The 26,410-nt window shown below is 67.0% G+C and carries 16 protein-coding genes and 3 pseudogenes; 10 read left to right on the top strand and 9 right to left on the bottom strand.

Annotated elements, in window-relative coordinates; translation table 11 throughout:
- The first annotated feature begins 701 nt into the window (after nt 1-701).
- Entirely contained in the window at nt 702-998 is a 297-nt protein-coding gene (locus tag BLV72_RS03325; protein ID WP_093460191.1) for a hypothetical protein, read from the top strand.
- A gap of 383 nt (nt 999-1,381) precedes the next feature.
- Here BLV72_RS03325 and BLV72_RS03320 read toward each other — a convergent pair.
- Nucleotides 1,382-2,478: pseudogene (locus tag BLV72_RS03320) on the bottom strand (integrase core domain-containing protein).
- A 123-nt stretch (nt 2,479-2,601) separates the two neighbouring features.
- Nucleotides 2,602-3,713: pseudogene (locus BLV72_RS03315) on the bottom strand (ISAzo13 family transposase); the annotation flags it as partial.
- Nucleotides 3,714-3,904: 191 nt separating this feature from the next.
- Between BLV72_RS03315 and BLV72_RS49515 the strand changes: the two are divergent.
- Nucleotides 3,905-4,172, top strand: a pseudogene (locus BLV72_RS49515) (integrase core domain-containing protein); the annotation flags it as partial.
- 327 nt (nt 4,173-4,499) lie between these two features.
- Here the strand turns inward: BLV72_RS49515 and BLV72_RS03300 are convergent.
- The 5 genes from BLV72_RS03300 to BLV72_RS03275 all read right to left on the bottom strand — a co-directional run bounded on the left by BLV72_RS03300 (nt 4,500) and on the right by BLV72_RS03275 (nt 12,657).
- Complete coding sequence (locus BLV72_RS03300; protein WP_093460190.1) at nt 4,500-5,258, bottom strand: hypothetical protein; 759 nt, start codon at nt 5,256-5,258, stop codon at nt 4,500-4,502.
- Nucleotides 5,259-5,269: 11 nt separating this feature from the next.
- A complete protein-coding gene (locus BLV72_RS03295; RefSeq protein ID WP_093460189.1) occupies nt 5,270-9,751 on the bottom strand; it encodes a putative T7SS-secreted protein in 4,482 nt (1,493 codons plus the stop codon).
- On the bottom strand, nt 9,748-10,302 hold the full coding sequence (locus BLV72_RS03290) for a hypothetical protein (RefSeq protein WP_093460188.1): 555 nt from the start codon (nt 10,300-10,302) through the stop codon (nt 9,748-9,750). Before BLV72_RS03290 ends, BLV72_RS03295 begins: the two co-directional genes overlap by 4 nt.
- Nucleotides 10,289-10,639, bottom strand: a complete 351-nt coding sequence (locus BLV72_RS03285) for an SseB family protein (RefSeq protein ID WP_093460187.1) — start codon at nt 10,637-10,639, stop codon at nt 10,289-10,291. Before BLV72_RS03285 ends, BLV72_RS03290 begins: the two co-directional genes overlap by 14 nt.
- Nucleotides 10,640-12,081: 1,442 nt before the next feature.
- Nucleotides 12,082-12,657 (bottom strand): TetR/AcrR family transcriptional regulator, encoded by a 576-nt coding sequence (locus tag BLV72_RS03275; protein ID WP_093460185.1) that lies wholly within the window; start codon nt 12,655-12,657, stop codon nt 12,082-12,084.
- A gap of 176 nt (nt 12,658-12,833) precedes the next feature.
- On the opposite strand from BLV72_RS03275, the gene BLV72_RS03270 reads away from it, so the two are divergent.
- Together BLV72_RS03270 and BLV72_RS03265 are read left to right on the top strand one after the other, a co-directional pair.
- On the top strand, nt 12,834-13,859 hold the full coding sequence (locus BLV72_RS03270) for an NAD(P)-dependent alcohol dehydrogenase (RefSeq protein WP_093460183.1): 1,026 nt from the start codon (nt 12,834-12,836) through the stop codon (nt 13,857-13,859).
- Nucleotides 13,856-15,115: an NADH:flavin oxidoreductase/NADH oxidase family protein gene (locus BLV72_RS03265; RefSeq protein WP_093460182.1), complete on the top strand. Its 1,260-nt coding sequence runs from the start codon at nt 13,856-13,858 to the stop codon at nt 15,113-15,115. Before BLV72_RS03270 ends, BLV72_RS03265 begins: the two co-directional genes overlap by 4 nt.
- 592 nt (nt 15,116-15,707) lie before the next feature.
- On the opposite strand, the gene BLV72_RS03260 is transcribed toward BLV72_RS03265, so the two are convergent.
- Entirely contained in the window at nt 15,708-16,805 is a 1,098-nt protein-coding gene (locus BLV72_RS03260; protein ID WP_093460180.1) for an integrase core domain-containing protein, read from the bottom strand.
- 615 nt (nt 16,806-17,420) lie between these two features.
- Nucleotides 17,421-19,496 (bottom strand): glycoside hydrolase family 36 protein, encoded by a 2,076-nt coding sequence (locus BLV72_RS03255; protein WP_093460179.1) that lies wholly within the window; start codon nt 19,494-19,496, stop codon nt 17,421-17,423.
- A gap of 430 nt (nt 19,497-19,926) precedes the next feature.
- Between BLV72_RS03255 and BLV72_RS03250 the strand changes: the two genes are divergently transcribed.
- The 6 genes from BLV72_RS03250 to BLV72_RS03225 all read left to right on the top strand — a co-directional run bounded on the left by BLV72_RS03250 (nt 19,927) and on the right by BLV72_RS03225 (nt 26,305).
- Nucleotides 19,927-20,715 carry a GntR family transcriptional regulator gene (locus BLV72_RS03250; RefSeq protein WP_043236804.1) on the top strand — a complete coding sequence of 263 codons (789 nt, stop codon included), beginning with the start codon at nt 19,927-19,929 and terminating at the stop codon, nt 20,713-20,715.
- A gap of 198 nt (nt 20,716-20,913) precedes the next feature.
- Nucleotides 20,914-22,209 carry a D-tagatose-bisphosphate aldolase, class II, non-catalytic subunit gene (locus BLV72_RS03245; protein WP_093460177.1) on the top strand — a complete coding sequence of 432 codons (1,296 nt, stop codon included), beginning with the start codon at nt 20,914-20,916 and terminating at the stop codon, nt 22,207-22,209.
- Nucleotides 22,206-23,369 (top strand): SIS domain-containing protein, encoded by a 1,164-nt coding sequence (locus tag BLV72_RS03240; protein ID WP_093460176.1) that lies wholly within the window; start codon nt 22,206-22,208, stop codon nt 23,367-23,369. The genes BLV72_RS03245 and BLV72_RS03240 overlap by 4 nt, the downstream gene beginning before the upstream one ends.
- A gap of 49 nt (nt 23,370-23,418) precedes the next feature.
- Nucleotides 23,419-24,411: a BadF/BadG/BcrA/BcrD ATPase family protein gene (locus BLV72_RS03235; RefSeq protein WP_014059471.1), complete on the top strand. Its 993-nt coding sequence runs from the start codon at nt 23,419-23,421 to the stop codon at nt 24,409-24,411.
- Complete coding sequence (locus tag BLV72_RS03230) at nt 24,408-25,358, top strand: DMT family transporter (RefSeq protein WP_093460174.1); 951 nt, start codon at nt 24,408-24,410, stop codon at nt 25,356-25,358. Before BLV72_RS03235 ends, BLV72_RS03230 begins: the two co-directional genes overlap by 4 nt.
- Nucleotides 25,359-25,453: 95 nt before the next feature.
- The gene (locus tag BLV72_RS03225; RefSeq protein ID WP_059149134.1) at nt 25,454-26,305 is read left to right on the top strand and encodes a class II fructose-bisphosphate aldolase; all 852 of its coding nucleotides are present in this window, start codon (nt 25,454-25,456) and stop codon (nt 26,303-26,305) included.
- Nucleotides 26,306-26,410: the final 105 nt, after the last annotated feature.

Raw genomic sequence — 26,410 nt, 5'->3', positions numbered from 1 at the left:
CGCAGGCAGTGGGCACGCGGGCATCCTGGTCGCCGTGGGCGGCCTGCGCCAAAAAGCGGTAAAGCCCCTTGGTGTCTGCCGGTAGACGGGTCACTCCCAGGGCGTGAGCGCCGTATCCGGCTCTGGAGCGCCGTAGGGGGATAATAGCGGGGGACTCTGCGGTCAAAAATAGTGTGCCAAGCAATCGTATGAGCGCGGTGTCGTCGTGGCGCGGTCTCTTGGGTGACCTGCAAGGCGGATTATGGTCTGTTCGGCTGCGGCGGGCTGCTCAGACAAGCGGCTGATCTGCTCGCGCAGTTGTTCCGCTGTCTCACGGGCGGCCTGCCTCTCGCGCTTCGATCTTCTCCAGCAGGCCCCCCGCACCAGAGCCTTCGAAATCTCGCAGAACATCCACTGAGACCCCGGGCCGGACGCTTGTGGGACTCCGTTTGCGGCCGCCAGCTCGGACGAGTGGTAGCAGCCTGTGTAGCACGCCCCACATGCCTGTGAAAACCACCGCATCTCTGCGTGGCCAGAGCGGGCTACCGCTCTGCGATGTAGGCATTTTGGGCATGTCGCGCTCGTCGGAGCCTAAAGGCTTTCTGGTTCCTGAGTTCATCCTGAGGTCTGGGGGCCTGCGTCGGGCGAGGGGAGCCGTTGTCGCTGGCAGTTGTAGGTATTCCGGGCACGAGTCGGTCGGTGTCTGAGAGTTCGAGTGCTCGGTGGAGGCCATCGATGGGGGGCGAGTCGTTGTCGGTGACGATGATCTGCAGGCGGTCCAGATGTTCGGTTGCCACTTGGAGCAGGGCGGCGTACATCTTGCGCAGCCGTTCCAGGTCGATGCCTTCGTGGCCGACGTTGCTGCTGATGCCGTCAATGATCAGAAGGTTGGGCAGAGGGTTGCCATCGTCATCGAGCGCCATCTGCTGGTGGGCCAGGGCATGGGCCACATTGACGAGGACTTCAACGCCTTGGGACTGGAGGTCGCCGAAGGATCGCCCGTCGATCACCGGCTGTAGGTGTCGCGGTTGATACGGGAGCCGGGTCGGTTGTCGAAGCGGGGCGCGTCGAAGCTTCGCAGGGTGGCTTCGAAGGCGGCGTCGAGTGCGTCCAGGCGCTCGTACACGGCTGCGTTGCTGTGACGAGAGGCGGCAATACGGTCGTTGAGTTCTTCTTGTTCTCTCTCCAGCTCGGCGATGCGTTCGTTTTGTCCTTGAAGTCGTTCATGCAGGGCCAGGGCGTCGTCGAGGCGTGCGAGGTTTCTTCCAGCCGCGCTTGCTGGGCGGCCACCGCGCGGATGCGTTCGGTCTGATCGGTGAGATAGGTGGCCGTGGCACGGTCGAGTTGTTCACCGAGTTCGGAGCGCCGGCGGTGCGCTTGCCGAATACCTCGTCTGCGCAGGTCACGTGGCATGTCTGTATTCGTGGAGGATGCCGCGAAGGCGGTCGTGGCGTCGTATGTCGAGGTGGCTGAGCTTGTCCGGGTCGTCGATTGGTGTGGGTAGTGGGTGTAGCGGTCGGGTGTTCGCGATGGCCTGGTGCGGTCGATGGGAGTTGTAGAACTCCTCGAACTCCCGTAGGGCGTGGAGGAGGTGGCGTTGGTTCCAGATCAAGGTCCGGTCCAGGAGTTCGTGTCTGCAGGTCTGCACCCACCTTTCCATGATCGAGTTCATTCTCGGCATCTGATGCCGGTGAGGACGACCTCGATGCCCGTGTCTTTGAGGAGAGCGTCGAACAGGGCGGGGAACTTCTCGTCCCTGTCTCTGATCATGAATCGCGCCCGGCATCCGACATCCTCGAGATCCATGACCAGGTTCTTCGCCGCCTGTGTGACCCAGGAGGTGGTCGGGTGTGCGGTGGCGCCCAGGATCCGGATGCGACGGCTGCTGTGTTCGATCACCGCGAGTACGTGCATCCGCGTGCCGGACAGGGTGACCGTCTCAAGGAAGTCACAGGCCAGGAGGGCGTCAGCTTGGGAACGCAGGAAGTCGGTCCACGTGCTGGAGCTCCGGTCGGGCGCCGGATCGACGCCGCCATCCTTGAGGATCTTCCAGACGGTCGAGGCGGCCACCTTCACTCCCAGCACGAGCAGCTCGCCGTGAAGGCGCCTGTAGCCCCAGCTTGGATTCTCCCTCGCCAGGCGCAGTACCAGAATCCGGATGGAGCGCACGGTACGGGGCCGACCGGGTCGCTTGGGCCGAGATGAAGCGGCATGACGGCGCTTGACGAGGTCGCGATGCCAGCGCAGCACCGTGTCAAGACGCACGAGCAATCGCACACGCCGCAGGGCGGGCAACGGCAGCCGGTGCAGCAGCGCCGCCAGGAACGCCCGATCGCTCGGCGTGAACCGTGCTCGATCACTACCGAGTTGGCGTTCGAGCACTGTGATCTGATGGCGGAGGGCCAGGATCTCCGCATCTTTGTCCCGGTCGCTCTTCGGCAGCGGACGCAGCAGCGCGAACGTGTTGGTCACTCCCAGGTAGGCCAGTCGCAGTAGCACGGTCGATCATCATGACGCGTGGACTGCCGGCTGCGCGAGAGCGCCGACTAGAGCGACGAGGCCGACCACCGCCAGCCGAGTGCAGGCGTCCGACCAGGGCGGATGACATTCTCGGCAAGCGCAGGGGTACTGGCTGGTGTCGAGTTCGGCATGCACCCTCAGGCCCGGCTTGGTGGTGGTGGCGGCGATACTCTGGACGATGACTTCGTGGCTGGTCAGGGGCCTGCCGCGCCAGTTCATGGTGATGTGGGAGAACAGCCTGTGCTCGATCCGGTTCCACTTCGATGTTCCGGGAGGCAGGTGGCAGACCGTGATCGCCAGGCCGGACTCGCTGGCGAACTGGGCGACCTCAGTCTTCCAGGTGCGGGTGCGATAGCCGTTGGAGCCGCCCGCGTCGGCGGTGATCAGCAGCCGGTCGGCCGTCGGGTAGGTAGTCCGTCCGGCGCCGTTCCACCAGCGTCGGATCGATTCGACGGCGAACGCGGCGGTGTCGTGGTCGGTGCCCACGTTGACCCAGCCGGTGTTCGCGGCGACGTCGTAGATGCCGTAGGGCACAGCCTTGCCCAGCTCGCGGTCGGGGAAGTCGTGGGTGCCGACCCGCACCGGCTCGCCCTTCGGCTCCCATTCACGGCCGTTGTTCTTGAAGAGGCCGACCAGTCCTTCTTCTTCGTGTCCACACTGATCACCGGAGCCCCGCTGTCCCGGTGGCTCCGGGCCTGCTCGTTGAGGTAGCAGAACTGGACATCCCGGTCGGGATGCTGCTTGCCCTCCAACGTCTTGGCGTTGCTCTGCAGGCTGAAGCCCTCCTCACGCAGGAGGTCGCCCACCGTGTCCGCGGAGATCCGGTGGCCCTGCCGGGTCAACTCCGCCGCGAGCTTGCGGGTGGATCTGGTGGTCCAGCGCAGCGGCGACATGGGATCCCCGCGGACGTCGGGCTCGACCAGGGCGAGCAGCGCGGGCCGAAGGAGAGGATCCAGATCAGCGGTCCGCTTGCGGCCACCACCGGCCCTGCGGGCCCGCTCCAGCGGAGGCTCCCCGGAGTCGAGTTCCCGCACTCCCGACGACACAGTCGCCTCCCGGACGCCAGCGGCACGAGCGACCGCCCTGATCCCGCCGTGACCGAGCGACCGGGCCTCCGCCCCTATCAGCAGACGCCGCTGCCGCTCGTCCAGATGCGGCAGGATCGCCTCGAACTTCGCTGCCAACACCACCCGTTGCACTTCCAGCCCACCCATACCAGATCAACGATCAGCCGAACGGGAAGCCACGGGTTATAGATCTGCACGCCCTAAGAGGAGGCAACCAAGCAGTCGGCAGAAGATCAGGTAGAGCAGTCGCATACCCACGATCACCGATCATGCCCATACTTGGACGATCGCAAAGCCCCAGGTCAACCACCGTACGCCAATAAAGACACCCTTCAGCCGCCGGCATCGCCGCCTCGATCGGATCAGTCGGAGACGCCTACGACAATGCCCTGATGGAGAGCACGATCGGTCTGTTCAAGATCGAGCTGATCAAACCCCGGCGGCCCTGGAAGACGCTGTCCGAGGTCGAACTCGCCACCCGCTGAATACGTTGACTGGTACAACCACCGCAGACTCCACGGTGAGATAGGCCACGTCCCACCGGTCGAGTACGAAGCCACCTACTACACCGAACTCACGAATCCCCAGGTCACAACCACAACCTGAGATCTCTACCGAACCCGGGGCGGTTCACATCTTGCCGCCGCGAGCGCCAGCCTCGCGAGAGCACCCGCTCGGGCGACTCCGCCGGTCGACCTCCCATACACCGCGCACACCACCTCTCACCAGGGCGGATGATATTTTCGGCAAACGCAAGGTCACCACCGATCCGGTGCCTCTGCGGATGAACAGCAGCAACCGCCTGCCCTCGTCGTCATCAATCTCCCGGACCCGCACACGCTCAGCCACGTGAACATTCTGGCCGTCCGGCGCCGCCCAGCGCAGCAAACCAAGCGACGCGTCACGGCGGGGCCAACGTTGCCTGATGCGGCACTAGGAATCGTAGTCCTCGATCAGACGACTGATGACCCGGTGCATGATGGTCGCGCGGTTCCGGTCGTCCTGTTGGTCGTGTAGGGCGTGCTCGATTGCCCGGAGCCTGCGCCAAGTGTCTGCGTCCTGGTCCATGACCTCGTCGATGAGCGGCGCGGTGACCAGGTTGAGACACTCGGCCAGCCGGAGCCGGGTGGTGTGAGAGGGCGGCGTGGCCTCAGGGTCTGCGAAACCATCTGTCAGATACCGCGCGGGATCGGTGAGGCTCCAGCCGGCTACCCCGCCTTCCTTGACAAGGAGGCTCACGTCGGGGGCGATGCCGATCAGGGCGTCCGGCTCTCCGTCGAGAGCACTGAGGTCCCGGTAGCACCGCAACTCGGACGCTTCAGGATCGCAGCAGAAGATCGTTGCCTGGGGGAGGGCGAAGTTCTGCGTGGTGTCCGTACGCAGCCCGCCGGGCAGTCTCTGTGGCATGTGGGGCGCATTGTGGCAGAGGGGGGAGGGAGCGGATTCCCGGGGCACGTAGAACGTGGCGTGGGACAGCTCCCGGCTGCCCTGGTCGAACCGGAACTCGTCATTCTCCGACCACAGCCACTGCATGCTGCCGAAGGTGTGGGCCAGATGCTGCTCGCGCTCGTTCGGGCCCGTATACGATGCGACGATCACCTGAAGATCAATGAAATCGAATCGCGGAGTAAATGTCAGCGGGTTCCGTGTGGTTTCAGCATTCACGGTGTCGCCGACCGAGAACCTCACCATGAATGTCGTCCTTATCGGATCTGCTTGGCGGGCGCCATGTGGCCACCCCTGGTGTCCGGGATTTTACCGTTCACGATGTCGTCATGGGTTACCGGGTGTCCGGGATCGGTAGGTGATCCGCCCAGCGCTTCGGCTCCGGATTCGCCCTTGACCCCGGATGGGCCGTAGCCGGTGATGACATCGCCTGCGCCAGCACCTGCCCCCTTTGTGACCACGATGTCATCGCCTTGCCTGAAAATGAGATTTCCGCGGTTTCCTTCGGATAGGTATACCGCGTCCGGGTTCTTCAGGATCTCCAAGACTCGTTCGTCGTTGTCGAAATGTGGATGGTAGTTGGTGGACTTTCTCAGCTTGCCCTCTTGGGCGCGCTCGATGATCTTGTCCACGGCAGCCTTGGCCTTCGCTACAGGGCACTTGGGTGCGAGGCCGAGCGGGTCGCTCCACGTATACGGGTTGTGCACGTAGGCGCCGGGATTGGATGCCGGTTTGAGACCGAGGGGGTCCTGGGTGATGTAGCGGGCGGTTTCCGGGTCGTAGTAGCGGAAGTGGTTGTAGCTTAGGCCGGTTTCCGGGTCTGCGTATTGGCCGGGGAAACGGAGCGGGCACTCCAGGTCGTTTCGTGGTGCGGGCAGAGGTGTGCCCCAGACGGTGGTGCGGAGTTGCCAAACAAGCGTGCCGTCGGGAGCGACTAGTTCGGTGGGCGTGCCGACCAGGTCCGTGATGATCGCGTGGAACCGGGTGTCGTATTCGGACTGGGGGGTGTCGGAGAACGCAAGGGGTGAGTGGGTGTTATGCGGAACGGCTGCAGGTCCCTGGTGGGTGGATTGGGATATCGGGCGGTCGGTTCCGGGCGCGTAGTCCCAGGTCGTCGCTGTTCCATCCGAGGTAGTTTGTTCAACCAGGCGAGTAGTGTCCCAGGCGAAGTGAATGTCCTTGGTGACCGTGCCATCGTTTTGGAGGAGCCGTTTTGAGGTGCGGCGGCCGAGGGGGTCGTAGGTGTACTGCCATCGGTCGCCCTTCGGGGTGGTGACCTTGGTGAGGCGGTTTTCGGCGTTCCAGACGTACGTCCAGGTACGGGTCTGGCCGTTGAGCAGCTTGCGGGTGCGGCGGACCAGGCGGCCGACAGCGTCGTGTTCGTAGATGGTGCGCCCCGCACGGCGGATGATGGTGCCTTCGTAGACTCGGTCGCCCGCCGCGGCGTGGTCGGGTGCGGTGGCGTGGGTTTGGTTGCCTGCTATGTCGAAAGCGTACTTCTCCGTCCAGCCGTGTGCCTGGACTCCCGTCACTCGTCCCATGGGGTCGACCGTGAAGTTGCGTGTCCCGGTGGTGAGTTCGCGGACTTGGGTGACGTATCCGTCAGGACGGTAGGTGTAGGTGCGGTGCTGGAGCAGGTCATGAGGCGAGACAGCGAGGCTTTGGGCCGTAAGGCGATTCGCTACGTCCCAGCCTTGGGTGAGGGCGACTTCTCCTGTGGTGCGTTGAGTTTCACGGCCAGCGGCGTCGTGCGTGAAGGTGAGGGTGTGGCCGGCGGTGGTGAGGGTGGATGGGCGGCTTGCTGCGTCCCAGGACCAGATGGAGGTCAGCCCCGTGGGGGTGGTGCGAAGAGTGCGTCGGCCCAGGGCGTCGTATCGGTGGGCCGTTGTGTGGCCGTTGATTGTCTCCGAGATGATGCGCCCGAGTTGATCGTGTTTCCGGATTAGTTCCGTGGTTGGTGTTGCCGCATGGACCAGGGCGCCGTTTGCGTCATAGGTGTAGGTCGTCTGCTCGCCGGTGGTCTCATCGTTCTGCGCGATGATGCGTCCGGCGGCATCGAGGGTGTACCGCAGGGTTTCGCCGAGAGCATTGGATCGGGCGGTGAGGCGCCCCGCGGCATCGCGCTCGTAGGTGTGTGTCGCGCCGTTGAAGTCGGTCTCCGTAACCAGATGCCCTGCGGCGTCGTACGTGTACTGCCACTGCTTGCCCTGGGAGTTGGTGACGGTGGTGAGGCGTAGTTCGGTGTCGTAGGTGAAGGCGTAGTGGGCGCCGTCGGGGTCGGTGCGGGTGGCGGGCTGATCGAAGTGGGTGTGGGTGTAGGTGGTGGTGTGTCCAGCTTGGTCGGTGTGCTGGGCGAGGTTGCCTTCGGTGTCCCATTGCCATATTTCGCGGTAGCCGTCGGGACTCTCGCGCCAGGCAGGTTTGCCTTCGATGGTCCAGCCGTGGCGGGTGGTGTGACCTAGGGGGTCGGTGATGGCCGTAACCTGGCCGTGGGGGCCTCGGTGGAAGTGGGTGGTGTGGCCCAGGGCGTCGGTGATCGCTGAGAGGTGGCCATTCCCGTCGTATGCATAATGAGTCGTGGCACCTGTTGGATCGGTGGTAGCCGTGCGAGCTCCGCGGTCGTCGTAAACGTGACGCCATACTGAGCCGCCGGGCTCGCGAATCTCGACAGGTAGCCCTTGGCCGTCGTAAGCGGCTTCGGTCACGGTGCCATCGGGGCGCTCGACGGCGATCAGTCGACCCTGGTCGTCGTAGCGGTAGCGGGTGATGTGGCCCAGGGGGTCGGTCACGGCGATGGGGTGGCCGTTGGATTCGTCCCATTCGGTGCGGGTGGTGTTGCCCAGCGGGTCGGTCTCGGCGATGACCTTGTACGCCTCGTTGCAGACATAGGTGGTGGTGTTGCCCTGGGAGTCGGTGTAGCGGGTGGTTCGGGCTTGCGTGTCGTAGTGCAGGCGGCCGGAGAGGATGCCGTCCGGTCCGATGCCGCGCAGTACGCGGCCTCGGTGGTCGTAGACGTAGGCATAGGTAGTGCCGTTGCGGTCCGTCCATGATGTGACGCGGTGTTCGTCGTCGTATTGGTACCGCAGCGCCTTGCCGGTGGAGTTGATGACCTCTGCCAGGTCCCCGGCTTTGGTGTAGCCGAAGGAGATCAGGGTGGTGCTGTGTTCATGGGTTTCGCCGTGCAGCAGGCGCAGGGCCGTGATCCGCAGCAGTTTTGGATCGGTGTCGACCGCGATGTGATAGCCACCGGAGTGCACGATTCCCGTGGGGGCGCCTTGTGGGTCGTAGGTGACGTCGATGCGGTCGCCTGCGCCGGTCCGGTCGGTGATCGCCGTCAGAGCCAGCTCTCGGCCGCCTCCTGGCAGTGGGGCGAAGTGGAGGGTTCGGTTGCGCTCCGGGATGGTGATGGTGAAGGTGCCGTCCGGTTTGCCGTCCCAGCACAGTGGCCAGCGGGGGCCGGAGGTGGGCGGTGTGGGGACGTCGGGTTCCGGGATCGGGTAGGTGAGGAGCATGCCGTCGTCGGTGATGTAGACGACGCCGGCGTCGTCGATCTCCAGGCGTTGGTCGAGTGTGCCGGCCCAGGTGTGGCCGAACCAGCCCCCGCACGGGTGCCCGGAGACGTAGTGCCGTTCCAGGATCAGCGGCAGGGCGCCGGGCAGGGTGATGTCGGTGTCGGACATGACCATCTCGCCGGTGGCCACGTCGATCGGCTCGCCGGTTTTGGGTCGCTCCTCGTTGGGCGTGTTGTTCTTGTCCGGATTGGCGTCGGTGCGCTTGCGGGCGCTGCCGTCGCGGCGGAGTGCGCGTTCGCGGTTGAGTAGGCGTTGGGTGGCGTTCTTGGCTGCGTTGGCGCCGCGGCGTGCGGCGCCGGTGCCGCCGGTGGCCAGGGCGAGGAGGAGGTCGGGGGTGAGTTGGCCGGCGGCGCGGGCGGGGTTGCGCTGCCATTCGTCCCAGTTGGTGACGGCCTTGGCGAACTCCTTGGGGTGTTCGGCGGCGTAGGCGACGCCGTCCACGGTGCTTGCCAGCCGCAAGCCGAGCCCATCGGGCCCGTCGTGGACGAGGTCGTCGAAGTCGTCGTACCAGCTGCCCAGTGTGTCGGTGGTGCCGCCGGCGTAGTCCCCGAGGGTCTGTTTGAACTTGTCCCAGCCCTTGGGGGCCGGGGGTTTGTGCGGGGCGTTCTCGGCGGCTTTGTCGAGTTTGCGTTTGGCCGCGTCGATGACGAGTTGGAGCTCGCTCTCCAGCGTGTCCAGTCGGCCGTAGCAGCTCTCCAGGGCGGCCAGGCCCGGGTCGTCCTCCGGTGGACGTTCCGGCAGCGGATCGTCCTTCCGGTCGACGGCGGCGTTGTAGTCGGTGACCTTGTTCCAGTAGCGCTTGGAGGCGGCCCGGGCGTCGTCGGCGTCCTCGATGATCGGCTTGACGCGGTTGTGGACCGAGCGCAGCTTTTCGGCGTAGTCGTCCAGGGCATTCGCGGCCGCTTTGAAGTAGGTCTGGGCGGATTCCAGTTCCCTGGGGAGCTTCCGGGTGGCGTCCTGGAAACCCTCCGCACCTGCCCCGGTCCAGTCCATCAGGGACAGGACGTCCAGCTTGTCCTGCCCGTCCTTGAACGCGCCGGCGTACGCGCGCAGCTTGACCGCCAGGTCCTCGATATCCGACGGGCTGCCGTAGATGACCTCTGATGGCTTGGCACCCGGCGGTATCCGCTCGGCCGTGCCACCCTCTGTGGCATCGCGCTGGGTCATGCGATCGTTCCCTTCGACCCGCCGTCGACTTCCCAGCCGCCGTCATAGCGCTTGCGGGGGTTGGTGGGCACGTCCTGGGTACCGCCGGTCCCGCTGTCGTCGAGCCACGGCTCCTGATAGATCTCAGGCGGCGGGTCGAACTTCGGCCGGGACCCCGCCTGCCACGCCTTCAGACCTGCTTCACCGAAGGGCAGCTTGGCCATGTTGTCCGCGGTCGGAGAGAAGTCCTTGATGCGCAGCAGATCGGCCATGATGTAGGCGGCGATGACCTGCCGGAGTGTCTCGACCACGGTCTTCGTATGCTCGGCCACCTGCCCCATGCCGAAACCCCAGGACGAGAGCATCTTCTCGGCCGAGTCATAGATGTCGAAGTCGGCCGAGTTCTGGATGGTCTCGGCCAGCGTCTTCCAGTCGCCCTTGATCTTGCGGGCGGCGACGACGGACTCCTCCAGCGGCTGCAGTACCTTACGCACCGACGCGATCTCAATCCTGTAGCCATCACCCGGCTTCGGGCCACCGGAGCTCGATGCTCCCCCGTCATGTTCCGTCATCGTGCCCTCCCTGCCCGTACGTGGGCTGAAGTGCTCCGGTGTCCAGTACGAACGCCCGTGGGCCCAGCGGGTCCACCAACGCGCGCATGCCCTCGGGCAGCAGTTCCGCCAGATCTTCCACGGTGGTCGACGCCCATCCGCACGGCCCGGCGAACAGCGCGAGCCGGTCCAAGGAGGTGAAAACCGGCACCACCGGCCCGTGCTCCGTATCCGAGACCAGGAAGCCCGGCTCATCCGGCCGCTGAGAATACAGCCGCGCCGAACGCAGCGCCGCCAACCGCTCCGAACGAGGTCTCGACGCGGCCATTTCGTCACGGATCAGATCACGTAACGACAACGCTTCCCTCCCCGGCCCACTCGGGTCGTCACTGAATGAACACCCGCCGCGAATCCTCGCACACACGTCCCACATTTCCTGTGAGTCCACGCCTGCGGGGGCGCACAGGGTTGCCACTTGACGACTGCAGCGTATGACCCCGTATGGAGCTTGACGGCGCGCCAGGTCCGCGAGAGTCTAAAGTGGAATATAAGAGAAGAATTGCCGCGCGGCTGGGGGTCAAGGGGTCGCAGGTTCAAATCCTGTCGTCCCGACCAGCGTTTTCGCAGGTCGGAGGCCGTTTCCGTGGGTAGCGGAAGCGGCCTTAACCGTTTCCGGGCTGGGAGCAATGGGGAGCCCTCCGGGAGCCCTCGTGCTCCCAACTCGCAGACGTGTCAACGGTGCCCGATTCGTCCGTCACCCGATCCGGTAGACCTACAGCGCCGTACCGCGCCCCTGCGCGCCGTCGTCAACCGTAGGCCCCTGCAGTCACCCCATCGATCCGGATGCTCTCTGCATCGAGAGGCATAAGGAGCCCTTGTCGGCTCTCGAGCACCTTTCGCGGTGGGAGCACGGTGTCGTGCTCCCCATGCGACAGGGGGAGGGCGGACCGGCGAGGATCTCTCCGGCCAGTTTTCGCAGGCAGCTCGCGCGCGGGTGTCTTGGCCGCAGTGGAGGGCTTGTGTCAAGACGTGGCAAAGCCCCTTGGTGTCCGCCGGTAGATAGGGCACTCCCAGGGCGTGAGTGCCGTAGCGGAATCTGCGGCGCTGTAAAGGGACAGTCCGCAAGGGGTGTGGCCATGTAAATAGTGTGCCAAGCGGCTATTATCCTGAGGCGTTGTGTCTCATTGCAGTGAGCGGGAGCAACAGGTGGGATGGCGGGCGTCGTGAAGGGTGTGGGTGTCGAAAACGGTGTCACCCTATGCGACCTGCGTGTATTCATGGATGAGGCCGTCGAGTCGATCGCGTCGAAGGACTCGAGTGTTGTCGGTGGCGGTAGGTGGTCCGGGTTCGGTGAGTCGGTCCGGCGCCTGTGGGTGCCGGAAACGCCAGGGTCCGGTCGGGTGTCGGGTGATGCCGGCGATGTGCACCCGCCGGGTGCCGTGGTTGATGAAGAACAGTACGAACCAGCGCCGCAGGAAGACCGTATCGATGTGGAACAGGTCGGTGGCTACGATTGCGGAGGCTCCTGGTCGAGGCCGTTCGGGTTCCGTTCCCAGTGGGCAAGGTGCTGCGGGAGGCGATCGCCACGCTACACACGGGCATCGCCGCTAACGCCCCGGCGATGCAGCTCACTTACCGCCCGGCCCTCGCCGCAGTCAACGCCCGGGCGGCCTGCCCACACCAAGCCAGGCCCCACGGACTCGACCTGCAGCCTGTGCGCCGCCCCCGTGACGGCCGGGGAGACCATCGGCCGGATGTCGCTTTGTCAGTAGGCCGGACGAAGCCGCTACCCGATAGGACTCAACTCCCTCTGAGCGTGGTGCGGTCGAGAGCGCGATCGATGATGTCGGTGATGAACGCGGGGGTCACCGCTTCGCCCTCGTAGGTCGCGCGGACGAGGACTGCGCCTACCAGCATGGCCAGGCAGGGCTCGACATCACCGGGCTGAAGGTGCGCGCCGAGGATGCCGCGGACTCCGGTCGTGGCGGTCTGGTAGAGGCGGTCTCGGAGGTCTCGCGCGCCTTCGTCGTGGCCGGCGCGTTCGATGACGCTTGCCATCAACCGGTCGTATCGGCCTTCCGACAGTGTCAGCGCAAGCGCAGTCAGCGAGTCATGAAGGTCTTCGTGGAGATTTCCGCTGGTCGGCGGATGGGTGGCGTCGTCACAGATCTGGGCGATCGCATCCCGCATGAGATCGACGGGTGTGGGCCAGTGCGCGTAGATGGTCGCCTTCGAATATCCGGCTCTCCGGGCGACCTCGGCGTGTGTCGTCGCCTCCCAGCCATCTTCCAGCAGTGACGCGGCACTCGCTCTGATGACGTCGCGCCGCGTGCGTGCCACGCGCGGATCTTCGGGCCCAACGGACAACTTTGCCATTCCTCGAGGGTAGCCCCTCTCAGCCCGGCAGATCACTATTGAACTCAGAGTGCAGTAGTGTTTCAGTGGTCCAATACTTGGTCGGGATGGCCTCAGCGTGGGCTCACCCTGCGCGCACCGCCCGGCTTCCTCCCGCACCGTCCCGCAGACCGGTGCTCTCTCGAAAGGGCTCCTCGATGACTTCCCATGTAGTGCCGCACACCCAACAGGCGATCGTGCAGAGCCACTACGGAGCGGTTCGTGACGTGCTCGCACTGTCAGAGGTGGTTCCCGTCCGCGCTCCAGGGCCTCGGGAGGTGCAGGTTCATGTCCGGGCGGCAGCGGTCAACCCCATCGACTGGCAGATGATCGAGGGGAACCGGCGCCTCATCGCCCGCCGTCGCTTCCCGTTCACGCCGCTTTTCGACCTTGCCGGTGTCGTCACCGCAGTCGGGGATCAGGTCACCTCGTTCCGCCTGGGTGACCGGGTGCATGCCGACAACGAGATCGACGGGGGCGGCGCCTCGGAGTACGTCAATGTGTCAGTGGAGCTTCTCGCCCACGCGCCGGCGGGGCTGGACTTCGCCGAATCAGCCGCGCTCCCGCTTGCGGCGCAGATAGCGATGACCTGCCTGGACCGCGGTCAGGTCGCGGCCGGAACCCGCGTCGCGGTGATCGGAGCGTCCGGAGGCGTCGGTCACCTCGCTGTCCAGATGGCACGCGCGGCCGGGGCTTTCGTAGTCGGTGTCTCCAGCGCACGCAACCAGGAGTTCGTGCGGTCCATGGGGGCGGACGAGGTCATTGACAGGAATGAGACCGATGTGTCGTCCAGCTTCGGCGCGGACTCGTTCGATGTGGTGATCGACTGCGTCGGCGGCCGCGAGCAGTGGATTCAAGCTCAGCGAGTTCTGCGTCCGGGAGGGCGCTTCGTGACGATCGCGCGCGACGAGGACGGCGTGGTCACACTCGCCTCCGCAGTCCAACTCGCATCGACGATCGCCGCTCGCAGGCTACGGGGCGCGGGCCCGCGAGGCACGAAGTACATTCCTGTCTTCCTCAAGGCTTCCGGGGCCCTGCTGCGGCGTGTGAACGAATTGGTGGACGACGGCCGGGTCCGCGTGCACCTTTCTCGGTCCTTCCCGCTGACGCTGGAGGGCGTGAACGCGGCGATCGACGAGAGCCGCGCGGGACGGGCCACCGGAAAGCTGGTGCTCCAGCGATGACGTCCGAGTTGCAGATCGGCAAGCGAGCCACTGCTCCGGAGCTCACCTCACCGCTCCGATTGTCCAGCGGTATCACTCTCCCCAATCGTCTTGCGAAGGCAGCGATGGAGGAGCAGCTCGCGGGCAGGAGAAGCCATCCCGACAGCCGACTCGTGACGCTCTATCGCACCTGGGACGCGGGTGGTGTGGGAATGATGCTGACGGGACACGTCATGGTTGACCGGTCGGCCGTGGCACAGCCGGCCGATATCGTCCTGGACGCCACCAGCGACCTCGCACCCTTCCGGGAGTGGGCGGCGGCGGCGCGGACGAGTTCGCTCTGGATGCAGATCAACCACCCGGGGCGAGTCGTCCGGCGAGACACCGGATCGCGGGCACTGGCGCCCTCGGCGGTCCCCGTGGACGTAGGCCCGCTTTCGAAATTCTTTCCCCCGCCAACGCCGATGACGGCGAGCGACATCCGGGACACCGTGGAACGGTTCGCGGTCACAGCGGAACTCGCGGACCGGGCGGGGTTCGCCGGTGTCGAGATCCACGCCGCGCACGGGTATCTCCTTGCTCAGTTCCTCTCCCCGCTGGTCAATAAGCGGACCGATCAGTGGGGAGGCTCCCTCCACAACCGTGCCAGGCTGCTCCTCGACGTTGTGGCGGCTGTCCGCGCGCGCGTGTCACCGAATTTCGGCGTTGCCGTCAAGCTCAACTCGGCGGACTTCCAACGTGGTGGCTTCGACCTCCAAGACGCACGCCATGTCATCGAGTGGCTGAGCGACAGTGTCGACTTCGTCGAGCTGTCAGGCGGGAGCATCGAGTCACTTGCCACGGCCGGTCATCCGGCAGACGAGCGGACCCTGGAGCGCGAGGCATACTTCCTCAAACTCGCCGGGGAGCTCGTTACGGACGCCTCGGTTCCCCTCATGCTCACCGGCGGGATCCGCCGGGCACGGGTCGCGGAAGCCGTGCTGGCGCGCGGATTCTCTCTCGTCGGTGTCGCGACCGCGCTCGCGCAACAGCCCGATGCCCCCCTCGGCTGGCTCGCGGGCGAGGACGGCGAGGTCCCAGCCCCGCGATCCTCTCTCCGATCCAAATCACTTCGCGCGGCGGCGATACAGGCAAGCATCACCTCGCAACTGCACGATCTCGGCCGCGGCCGTTCAAGACCAACCCTCGCCCCGGTCGCCGCCCTCATCGTTGATCAGTACCGGCGATCTCGCGCGACTCGTCGCTACCGTCAAGAGCACTCGACGGGACAGCAATAGGTTCGATCCCGTCTCAACCGTTTACTGATGTCCCCGTACTCGTCTGAGTGCACCACCAAGTACAGAGATACGTGCACCACTACTCAGGCCACGTTGGTGTCCCGTTCGATGGTCTGGAGGCGGTTCTTGAGCCGGTAGCTGTTGCCGTTGATCGGGACGACCCGAGGGCCTGCTGTTCCCGGACGATGACTACGGGCCCTGGCAGGGACGCTCCTGTCCGAGAACCTGGCCCGGCAGGGGCTCAACGGGCTGGTCGAACAGCTCGCCTCCGCCACCGGCCGTCACGGGCGTACCGTCAACACCCCACCGGTTCGCAGACCCGGCACGGCATGTCCAGGGCGCTCGCCGGCCGATGTGCCGGAGGAGTGGCACGGTCTGCCCCTGCTGGCTGGTGCACAACTCCCGGACCGGACAGGGGCCGCAGGTCGGCTTGGTGAAAGCGACCACGATCATCGGATAGCCGTGCTGGGTGCAGGGGCTCCAGGAGGAGCTGACCTGTCCCTGGGGGCAGGTGACCTGCTGGTACTTCCAGTCGATGGTGAACGCGTCGGCCTGGTAGCCCTGCCCTTGCCGGAAACTTCATCCGTGCAGGTCACGCTGCATGTCGGTACTCATGGAGGATGCCGCCGAGGCGATCGCGTCGACGTATGGCGAGGCGGGCTAACGTGTCCGGATCGTCGATCGGCGGGGGCAAGGAGTACAGCGGTCTGGCGTTGGCGATGCCCTGGTGTGGTCGGTGTCCGTTGTAGAAGTGCTCGAACTCGCGCAGGGTGTGCAGAAGGTGTCGCTGGTTCCAGATCAACGTCCGGTCCAGGAGCTCGCGGCGACAGGTCTGTATCCAGCGCTCCATGATCGAGTTCATTCGTGGCATCTGGATACCGCTGAGCACGACGTCGATCCCCGCGTCCTTGAGGACGGCATCGAACAGTTCGGGGAACTTCCCGTCCTGGTCCCGGATCATGAACCGTGCCCGGCAGCGGAGGTCTTCGAGGTCCATGACGAGGTTCTTCGCCGCTTGGGCTACCCAGGAGGCGATCGGATGCGTCGTGGCGCCCAGGACGCGGATCCGGCGACTGCCGTGTTCGATCACCACGAGCACGTATATCCGTATCCCCGACAGGGTGACTGTTTCCATGAAGTCACGGGCCAGAAGCGCCTCAGCCCGGGAACGCAGAAAACTGGCCCAGGTACTGGAGTTCCGCTCGGGCGCAGGATCGATGCCGGCCTCCTTCAGGATTTCCCAGACGGTGGACGCGCCCACGCTCAGCCCCAGCACGAGCAGCTCGCCGTGCAGGCGCCTGTACCCCCAGCTCGGGTTCTCCTTCGCCAGCCGCAGTACCAGGATGCGGATCGAGCGCACGGTACGCGGTCGTCCCGGGCGTTTGGGTCGGCAAGAGACGGCATGGCGGCGTGCGACGAGGTCGCGGTGCCAACGCAGCACCGTGTCGGGGCGTAGGAGCAGCCGTAACTGTCGCAGGACGTGCGGTGGCAGTCGGTGCAGCAGCGCCGCCAGGAATGCCCGATCGCTCGGCGTGAACCGGAGCTTGTCCTTGCCGAGTTGGCGTTCCAGCACGGTGATCTGGTGGCGCAGGGCGAGGATCTCCGCGTCCTTGTCCCGGTCGGTCATCGGCAGCAGGCGCAGCATCGCGAACGCGTTCGTCACACTCAGGTAAGCCAGTCGCAGCAGCACGATCGATCATCATGACGCGCTGACGGCAACTGCGCGCGAGCGCGAGCGCGAGCGACCGCGGCCAGATTTCGGGAAACCCGGAGAACCGCCCCCACCAGGGCGGATGAGGTTTCCGGCAAGGGCAGCCCCACCCGTGGTCGCCGCCGAGAAACACCGCGGACATCGCCTGCCCCGGAGTGAGGACGACTCCGCCCGGGAGGAAGACCCCCGAGGCGACCTCCTCCTGCTCGTCGCCTTCGATCTCCTGGTGCTTCACCCCACCGCAGAGCCGCCACAGCGCCGTCAACTCGGCAGTCCGTACCCGAGGCGTCGCCCTCAACTGACCGTCCGCCGCGCCCACGTCGTACGCCTTCCTCCCCCGGCACCGGCCGCAGCAGGAAGGCGTACGACGTGTGCGCGTGCTCCGCCGACCACATCCGGTCCAGCTCACCTCGTAGACGCCGCGCGCCCCGTGCCGGTCCGCCAGGTGACCGACGGTGACGCCCAGGACCAGCGCGACCTTACCGGCCATGCCGGGTCCGAGCCGCCACCTGACCTGCCGGGGGAAGCGGGGCCCGGCAAGCCTGTGGCACGCCACTCGCATGATCAAAGAGCATCGCCACGGCCGTCCGCCGATCAGCCGATGGGCTCGGCCACGATGAGCTGGAACCGCTCGAAGGACAGCTTCACGGTGTTGTGCTGAGCAGTGGCAGTTCCGAGTGACTTGCCGGTGAACGGGTCGGTCAGGCGGTACCGCGTGCGGCCCAGACCGCGCAGCTCGACCGTCCCGTCCCACTGGTCGGCGTAGAAGGCGTAGTGGAGGGTCCGCTTCGTGGCCACGACATGCGCCTCGGGCTTGTCGAAGCCGATGTCGTACAGCTCACCGCGGTACTCGCCGGTGGGCAGCATGTTCTTCTCGTACAGGGACACCCACTTGCGCCAGAGGACCTCCTTCTCCGGGGTGAGGTCGGTCGCCTTGTCCGGGGCTCCGGTGCCGGGGAGGGTGAACTTGGTCGACAGGACGGCTCCGACCCCGTAGGAGGACGCGAAGTCGTCGCCGTTGTCACTCAGTTCGACGTGGTCGACGGCGTAGCTGCTGCCCGCGCCCATCAGCGCCTTCATCGACTTGCCCTTGCTCCGGACCTGGTAGGAGGACTCCGGGTCCGAGCTGGGGTACTGGTCGACGTAGGGCAGGTTGTGGAAGGCGAAGGCGGTGCCGCAGGGGCAGAGTTCGACGAGGGCGTCGGGGTTCGCCGCGTGCGCGGCTTCGTGGATCGCCTTCCAGAACCGCGCCACGCCCTCGGTGGATTCCTCGGGGCGGGCGTGCCGGTGCTTCGGGTTGTAGCAGGGTGCGACGCTGTTGAGGTGCTGGCCGTCGATCTTGAGCCCCTCGTAGCCCCAGTCGCCGATGAACCTCTTCGCCTGCTCGACGAAGTAGTCCACGGTCGGCCGGTAGGCCGGGCAGAGCGTGTAGGCGTCCCACCAGGTGACGTCCTGCTTGTTGCCGTCGCGGTCCAGCAACAGCATGTCGGAGCGGTCCCGGATCAGGTTGCTGTCGGGGTCCGCCGCCAGCGGGGCCCACCACAGGCGCGGTCGCAGGCCGGCGTCCCGTATCTCCTTGGTGAAGGCCCGCATGTCCGCTTCGCCGCGCGGGAACTTCGTCGTGTTGATGTCCCAGTCGCCCTCGTTGGTCTGCCAGCCGTCATCGAGCACGACCCAGCGCAGGCCGACCTCGTGCGCCTTCGGCAGCGTTCCGGTGACCTGCTCGACGGTGAAGTCGCGCTCGTAGCCCCAGGCACACCAGATGGGCTCGAAGGCCGAGGCGGGGACCTTGGGAGCGCGCTGGCCGATGTCGCTCATGTAGTCGCGGTACCGCTGGAGCGGCACGAAGTGGTCGCCCGGGAGGGCGGTCAGGAACGTGGTGTCGGTGCTGAGCCGACGGCCCGGCTTCAGGGTGCGGGCGGTGTCGTCCTGGATGGCGATGCTCGCTCCGGCGTCCGTCTTGCGGACCGGCATGCGCAGGATCGTCGCCACGGGCTCGACGTGTCCGACGGAAAGGCCCGCGCCCCGGCGCCAGACGGTCGCCAGCGGGGTGCCGCCGCCGTAGTCGGAGGAGTCCATCCCCAGCGAGTTCTCCTGGACGTAGCCGTCCTTCACCGGCATCACCCAGTCGCGGCGGTCCGTGTACGTGGTGCCGGAGAAGGTATAGAAGCCGCCGGGGGTCTCCAGGAGTTCGTGGGCTCCGTTGCGCCACCCGGTGACCTTCAGTGCGGTGGAGGACCTGTTGGTGTAGGTCACCTTCATCACGATCATGCCGGTAAGACGCTCGAAGGAGGTCAGCTCGACCGTCTTGTGCACGCCTTCCTTGGACGTGCCCTCGATCGTCACCCGGACGCCCGCGCCGTGGCGGGGGTGCCGGGTGGCGCGGGTCCGGTGTCCGCGGTAGGCGAACGCCTCGATGGCCTTGTCGCCCACCAGCAGGGCTTCGCCGGCGTCGAAGCGGGTGAGGTCGACGCCCTTAAGCGCGACCCGGCTTCGCAGTTGGTCGTCGAACTCCAGGGTGATGGAGGTGTCGCCGACTCCGACGAGGTCAGGATCCGAGTTCGGTGCGGCGGCCGCGGGTGAGGCGCCCATGGCCACGGCGGGGATGGCGGCCAGGCCGGCACCCCCCAGCGCGACCTTCAGTACGCTTCGCCGGTTCATGTCCGTCATGTCGAACTCTCTTTCGGTCGTGCGTGCCCGACTGGGGCAGCTGCCTTCTGTCCGTCGTGGTGGATCGTTCAGAGTCGAGCCGCGTGCTCGCGACGAGGCGACCGTCCGTAAGGCTGGTCGATGCCTGGTCTGCTACTGGTTTTCGCAGTGGGTCGGGTGGGGTCGGGGGACGGCGTGGCGTCCGAACGGGCGCCCCGGTGCGAGGTCGCCTCCGGCGGCAGTGCGCGGCCATCCTCGGTGAGCTGCGACAACGCTGCCTCGATCACCGGAGGGTGCCCGGGGCACGGCGAAACGGAAGGTCGCTCACGGGCGACTTCTTCATCACCGGGTGGCCTGCTGCGAGAACGTAAGTGGTATTCGAGTGGCATGTCAACGGGTGGGCCGCCCGGACGAGGGTTCGCGCCGTCGATCGAATTGGTATGTTTCTGGTATGACGGATGCGAGAACGCCGATGCCCAGAGGTCTGTTCGGGGATGATGCCCTCCCGTTGTACGAGCGCACGGCCACGCAGTTGCTCGAGGACCTGCGCGCCGCTGCTGCCCGCCCCGGCGACCGGCTGCCCTCCGAGCGGGCTCTGGTCGAGCGGTACGCCGTGTCGCGCGTGACGCTGCGAGCGGCCCTCGCGCAATTGGAGTCACGGGGCATCGTGCGGCCGTCGTCGTCGCGCGGGTGGTTCGTCGCCGAGCTCGGTCTGCTCCCCGAGGCGACGATGACGTCCGGCTCGGCGGCCCCGCAGGTCCAGGGGTTCGCCGACTATGCCCAGGCCAACGGCTTGACGACGGCCGGCAAGGTGCTCTCCGCCACCGTCCGCCCGGCCACGGTGTCCGAGGCCGAGCAGCTCCGGATCGCTCCGGGCGCCGACCTCTTCGACCTCCACCGACTGCGCTTCCTCGACGGTCTGCTGGTCGTGCTCGAGCACAACCGGCTTCCTTTGGCGGCCTGCCCGGCCCTGGCCGAAACCGACTTCAACACGGCCTCGCTCTACGCCACCCTGCGCGCCGCCGACCCGCCGCAGCTGCCCCGCGTCGCCGACTACTCGGTCGAGGCCCGCCACCCGACGCCACGGGAGATCGAGCTGTTCGAGATCGGGGAGACCATGCCGATGCTCGTCGCGACCCAGCTGACGTCGAACCAGGAATCACGCCCGATCGAACTGACCGTCCAGGTCTACCGGGGGGACCGCTACCGGTTCCGGGCCTCCATCACCAATCAGGGCTGATTGATCACCGCAGGTCACGGAGACTCTCCTCCTGCACCACGTACCAGCTGCGGGGCGGACGTGATGCGCGGTATCGAATACCAGATGCATACCAAAATAAGACTATTGACGGACACTAATGAGACCAGTACCGTCCCCTCTGGGCTCCGGGCCAACGTGGCGGAAGGGCTCAAATGCACGTTGAGTAAGGGGTTGGCAATGCAGAGCCCATTGAGCGAGGTGGTCCGGCGCCAGAAGGCCGGACAGCCGCAGGGCATCACCTCGGTGTGTTCGGCTCATCCACTGGTCATCGAGGCAGCCGTGGTGCAAGCACGGGAGAGCGGCGGTCATGTACTGGTGGAGGCGACCTCGAACCAGGTTGACCAGTACGGCGGTTACACGGGCATGCGGCCCGCGGACTTCCGCGACCTCGTGTACCGCATCGCCGCCGAAAGTGGTCTGCCACTGGAGCGCGTGATTCTCGGCGGCGACCACCTCGGACCGAACCGGTGGCAGTCCCTGACGCCCGACGAGGCGATGGAGCGGGCCGACGCCCTGGTCGCCGCCTACGTGGCGGCGGACTTCACCAAAATCCACCTGGACTGCAGCTTCGCCTGCGCCGGTGACCCCGTACCGCTGACCGACGACGTGGTCGCCGAACGCGCCGCGCGGCTGATCCGCGTGGCCGAGGAGACGGCCGGCCCCGAGCGGGCCGAGCGGATCCGGTACGTGATCGGTACCGAGGTGCCCACACCCGGCGGCGCGCACGAGACGCTCGGCGCGCTCGTCCCGACCACGCCCGAGGCGGCGCGCACCACTCTGGAGCAGCACCGCAAGGCCTTCGCCCGGCACGGCATCGACGAGGTCTGGAAGCGCGTCATGGCCCTCGTCGTCCAGCCGGCCGTCGAGTTCGACCACCTTCAGGTCGTCGACTACCGGCGGGAGCTGACCGAGGAACTGCGCAAGGTCCTCGACGACGAGCCCACCATGGTCTACGAGGCCCACTCGACCGACTACCAGACCGCCGAGGCGCTCACCGCGCTGGTCGAGGACCACTGGGCGGTCCTCAAGGTGGGCCCCGGACTGACCTTCGCCCTGCGCGAGGCGCTGTTCGCCCTCGCCGCGATCGAGGACGAACTGGTGCCGGCCGCCGAGCGGTCACGGCTTGCCGAGGTCGTCGAGCGGCGGATGCTCGCGGAGCCGGCCACATGGGAGGGCTACTACCCGGGCGGCGCCGCCGAGCAGCGCCTCGCACGCCGCTACAGCTACAGCGACCGGATGCGCTACTACTGGCCCGACCCCGAGATCGAAAAGGCCCAGGCCCGGCTCCTGGACAACCTCTCGGCCGTGGACATCCCCCTGCCGCTGCTCAGCGCACATCTTCCGCTCCAGTACGCCCGTGTCCGCCACGGCGAGCTCGCCGCCCGGCCGCGCGACCTGGCCGTGGACCACGTCCGCGATGTTCTGCGCGACTACGACCGCGCCTCCCGCCCGAACCAGAAGGAGCACGTGTGACCACGCCCTCCGGCACGCTGTCCTTGGACGACGGCGCTGCCCACACCGTCCGCGAGATCGCCCAGCAGCCCGCGCTGTGGCGCGAGGTCGACCGGATCGTCTCGGCCTCCCGGGACTCGCTGGACCCCTTCCTGCGTCCGCTCGTCGCCCGCGGCGACCTGCGCGTGGTGCTCACCGGCGCCGGCACCTCCGCCTTCGCCGGCCAGGTGCTCCAGCCCGCCCTGGCCCGGCGTCTGGGACGGCGCGTCGACGCGGTTGCCACCACGGACCTCGTCGCCGACCCCCGCGGCTGTCTCGCCGAGGACGTGCCCACGCTGCTGGTCTCCTTCGCACGGTCGGGCGACAGCCCCGAGTCCGTGGCCGCCACCGCGCTGGCCGACCAGGTTCTCTCCGAGGTGCACCACCTCGTGATCACTTGCAACGAGCAGGGCCGCCTGGCGCGCGAACACGCGGAGCTGCCGAAGTCCCACGTGCTGTTGATGCCGCCCGGGTCCAACGACCGCGGCTTCGCCATGACGTCGAGCTTCACGTGCATGACACTCGCGGCACTGCTCGCCCTGGGCGGCACCGCCTACGACGGCGTCGCCGAACGCCTGGCCCGGGCAGCCGAGTCGATCACCGACAGCAGCGCTGTCGACCGCACCGTCGGCGCCCTCCTGGAGAGCGCGCCCGAGCGGATCGTCTTCCTCGGCAGCGGCCCGCTGAAGGGCCTCGCCGAGGAGTCGGCGCTGAAGGTGCTCGAGCTCACCGGTGGGACGCTCATGGCCGTCGCGGAATCCTCGCTGGGATTCCGGCACGGTCCCAAGGCGGTGCTCAACGACCGTTCGGTCGCGGTGGTGTACATGTCAAACGACCCGTACACCCGCAAGTACGACCAGGACATCTATGCGGAGCTGCGCGGAAATCTGCCCGCCGGCAGCGTCGTCACGGTCTCCGCGGACTCCGGCGCGGGAACGGAGGGCACAGGCACCGACGCCTGGCCGCTTCCGGGCCTCGATGGCGTCGAGGATGTCGCCCTGGCGCTGTCCGCCGTGGTGTACGCCCAGCTCATCGCCCTGCGTGCCTCTCTGGCCCGGTGCCTGCGGCCCGACAACCCGTTCCCCTCGGGTGAGGTCAACCGCGTGGTGCAGGGCGTGACCTTGCACTCCTTGCACAACTGATCAAAGGCATCGACGGCGCGGTTCGAGGGCGCCGGACGGAGGTACAACGATGTTCCTAGGTGTCGACGGTGGCGGTACGAAAACCGCATTCTGCATGGTCGACCGGTCCGGACAAGTCGTGGCGCGAGCGCAGGCGGCAAGTTCGTACTACTTCTCCCACGGCATCGAGCTTGTCGAGCGTGTGCTGAAGGAAGGCGTCGAAGCTGTCTGCGCGGCGGCCGGGCTGACCCCTGCCGACATCGAGTACGCCTTTTTCGGGCTGCCCGGTTACGGGGAGGCGGCCCGCGATCTGCCCGTCCTGAACGCGACCCCGCGAGCGGTGCTCGGGCACGACCGCTACGCCTGCGACAACGACATGGTCTGCGGCTGGGCCGGTTCACTGGGCGCGGTCGACGGCATCAACGTCATCAGCGGCACCGGTTCGATGACCTACGGCGAGCGGCTGGGCCGGGGCGTGCGCGTCGGTGGCTGGAGCGAGATGTTCGGCGACGAGGGATCGGCGCACTGGATCGCGGTCCGGGGCCTCAACGCCTTCTCACGGATGGGCGACGGACGGCTCCCCGAGGGCCCCCTGGCCGAGGTGTTCCGGCGCCACCTGGATCTCGCGTCCGACCTCGACGTGATCGATGTCGTCCACAACCAGTGGCAGGGCGACCGGAGCCGGATCGCCGCGCTCAGCCGCTCGGTGGCCGAGGCGGCCGCTCTGGGCGACGAGGCCGCCACGGAGATCCTCACCGACGCCGGCCGGGAACTCGCCCTGCTCGTCGAAGTCACCCGCGAGCGGCTGGAGTTCGGCCCGGACGAGACCGTACCGGTCTCCTACTCCGGCGGCACCTTCGGCGCCCACACGGTTCTGGAGGCGTTCGCCTCCGGACTGAAGAATCGTTTTACCAACTATGAGCTGCGACACCCTCTCTACGAGCCTGTCGTAGGCGCCGCCCTGTACGCGGCAAAACTCGCCGGAACCCCGCTCGACCAGCCCGCGCTCGACGCGCTGCGCATGGCCCCCGGGACCCCTGCCTCAGGAGAGGACGACCGATGAACAGAGGCACAAAGAGCTGGATCGTGTACGCGTCGCTGCTGGTCCTGTTCTGGGGTGTGTGGGGCGCCTTCTCCAGCGAGCCGAACAGCAGGTACGGCTACCCCAACGAGATGATCTACATCATCTGGGCCTTCACGATGCTCATACCCGCGTACTTCGCGATGCGCGGCAACACGTTCGACCGCCGGCCGATCGCCGCCGTGTACGGACTGATCGCGGGACTGACCGGCGCAGGCGGCCAACTCTTGCTGTTCCACGCGCTCGCCAACGGCCCGGCGTACCTCATCTTCCCCCTGGTGTCGCTCTCCCCGGTGGTCACCGTCCTCATGGCGATGGCGCTGCTGCGGGAGCGGATCAACCGGCTCGCCCTAGTGGGTGTCGTCGCGGCACTGGCGGCGATCGTGCTGCTCAGCATTCCCAGCGGCAAGGACGACTCGAACTCGCACGGCCCGTGGCTGCTGATGGCCATCCTGATCTGCGTCGCCTGGGGCGTGCAGGCGTTCTGCATGCGCAAGGCCGCGGTGGTCGGGGTCAACGACGCGACGACCTTCGGCTGGATGACCATCAGCGGACTGCTGCTGGTTCCGGTGGCGTTCGTGATGATGGGCGAATTCCCGTCCGACGCTCCGTGGCAGGCGCCCGCGCTCACCGCGGTGACGCAGGTCCTCAACGCGGTCGGCGCGCTGTTCCTGGTCATGGCGTTCAGCCGGGGCAAGGCCACGGTCGTCGCCCCCATCACCAACGCACTGGCACCGGTGCTGACCATCGTGCTGTCCCTGGCCGTCTACCAAACGCTCCCCAACGTATGGGGCGCCCTCGGTATCGTGCTGGCCCTCGCAGGCTCGACCCTGATGGTCTACAGCGACGAGAAGAGCGGCGAGAACTCCGTGGCCCCGGGCGCGGCGGACGACGGCGCGGACGTGAGTCCGGCCCCGCAGAAGTCCTGATCGCCCACATATCCGTACCGGCCGAACCACGCAGCAATACGGGCCGACACCGGCCCGTACTCACCGAACCGACATGAAAGCGAGGGGACACCTTTATGCCCCTGGTTCCCACGCGCGAACTCGTCTCGAAGGCCGCCGCCGCAGGCCGGGCCGTCGCGGCGTTCAACGTGATCACGCTGGAGCACGCCGAGGCGATCACCGCCGGCGCAGCCGCCGCGGGCGCCCCGGGGGTGATCCTGCAGATCAGCGAGAACGCCGTACGGTTCCACGGCGGCCGGGTCGAGCCGATCGCGCGGGCCGCGGCCGAGGTCGGCAAGGCCTGTGACGTCGACGTCGCACTGCACATGGACCACGTGACGGACATGCGGCTGCTGCGCACGGCGGCCGACGCGGGGTTCTCCTCCGCGATGTTCGACGCCGGGGCGCAGCCGTACGCCGAGAACCTCGCCGCCACCCGCGCCGCGGCCCAGTGGGCCCACGGCGCGGGCCTGTGGCTGGAGGCCGAACTCGGCTATGTGGGCGGCAAGCCCGACGCCCCCGCGAGCGCCCACGCGGCCGGGGTGCGCACCGACCCGCAGGAGGCGGCGCGCTATGTCGCGGACACCGGCGTGGACGCCCTGGCCGTCGCCGTCGGCAGCAGCCACGCGATGACCGAACGCTCCGCGACCCTGGACCACGCGCTCATCGAACGCCTGCGGGAGGCCGTGCCCGTACCTCTGGTGCTGCACGGTTCGTCGGGCGTCGGCGACGACGATCTGCGACAAGCCGTCCAGGCGGGCATCGTGAAGATCAACATCGGTACCGCTCTCAACGTCGCGTTCACCGGCGCGGTCCGCGAAGCGCTGGGGGCCCGGCCCGACCTGACCGACCCCCGCCCCTACGTCGCCCAGGGCCGGGAGACGATGGCGGAGACGGTCCGGGTCCTTCTCGGTGTGGTGAGTGGCTGAGCGGGCCCGAAGCTTTCCCGCACCTGATGTCGCCTGGTCGGTGACGGGTTCCGTGCGTCGTGGGCACCGCCCCCGTGCTGTGATCATGAGTATTCGAGGGTGTCT

This window comes from Streptomyces melanosporofaciens, assembly GCF_900105695.1.
Classification (GTDB): Bacteria; Actinomycetota; Actinomycetes; order Streptomycetales; family Streptomycetaceae; genus Streptomyces; species Streptomyces antimycoticus.
This window is presented reverse-complemented; position numbering and strand designations above follow the sequence as displayed.

Bases quoted from the DNA above. Each gene is read 5' to 3' on its own strand.
- BLV72_RS03230 (WP_093460174.1), top strand. From the start codon at position 24,408: ATGAACAGAGGCACAAAGAGCTGGATCGTGTACGCGTCGCTGCTGGTC.
- BLV72_RS03225 (WP_059149134.1), top strand. From the start codon at position 25,454: ATGCCCCTGGTTCCCACGCGCGAACTCGTCTCGAAGGCCGCCGCCGCA.
- BLV72_RS03250 (WP_043236804.1), top strand. From the start codon at position 19,927: ATGACGGATGCGAGAACGCCGATGCCCAGAGGTCTGTTCGGGGATGAT.
- BLV72_RS03235 (WP_014059471.1), top strand. From the start codon at position 23,419: ATGTTCCTAGGTGTCGACGGTGGCGGTACGAAAACCGCATTCTGCATG.
- BLV72_RS03265 (WP_093460182.1), top strand. From the start codon at position 13,856: ATGACGTCCGAGTTGCAGATCGGCAAGCGAGCCACTGCTCCGGAGCTC.
- BLV72_RS03255 (WP_093460179.1), bottom strand. From the start codon at position 19,496: ATGACGGACATGAACCGGCGAAGCGTACTGAAGGTCGCGCTGGGGGGT.
- BLV72_RS03300 (WP_093460190.1), bottom strand. From the start codon at position 5,258: ATGGTGAGGTTCTCGGTCGGCGACACCGTGAATGCTGAAACCACACGG.
- BLV72_RS03270 (WP_093460183.1), top strand. From the start codon at position 12,834: ATGACTTCCCATGTAGTGCCGCACACCCAACAGGCGATCGTGCAGAGC.
- BLV72_RS03245 (WP_093460177.1), top strand. From the start codon at position 20,914: ATGCAGAGCCCATTGAGCGAGGTGGTCCGGCGCCAGAAGGCCGGACAG.
- BLV72_RS03275 (WP_093460185.1), bottom strand. From the start codon at position 12,657: ATGGCAAAGTTGTCCGTTGGGCCCGAAGATCCGCGCGTGGCACGCACG.
- BLV72_RS03290 (WP_093460188.1), bottom strand. From the start codon at position 10,302: ATGACGGAACATGACGGGGGAGCATCGAGCTCCGGTGGCCCGAAGCCG.
- BLV72_RS03295 (WP_093460189.1), bottom strand. From the start codon at position 9,751: ATGACCCAGCGCGATGCCACAGAGGGTGGCACGGCCGAGCGGATACCG.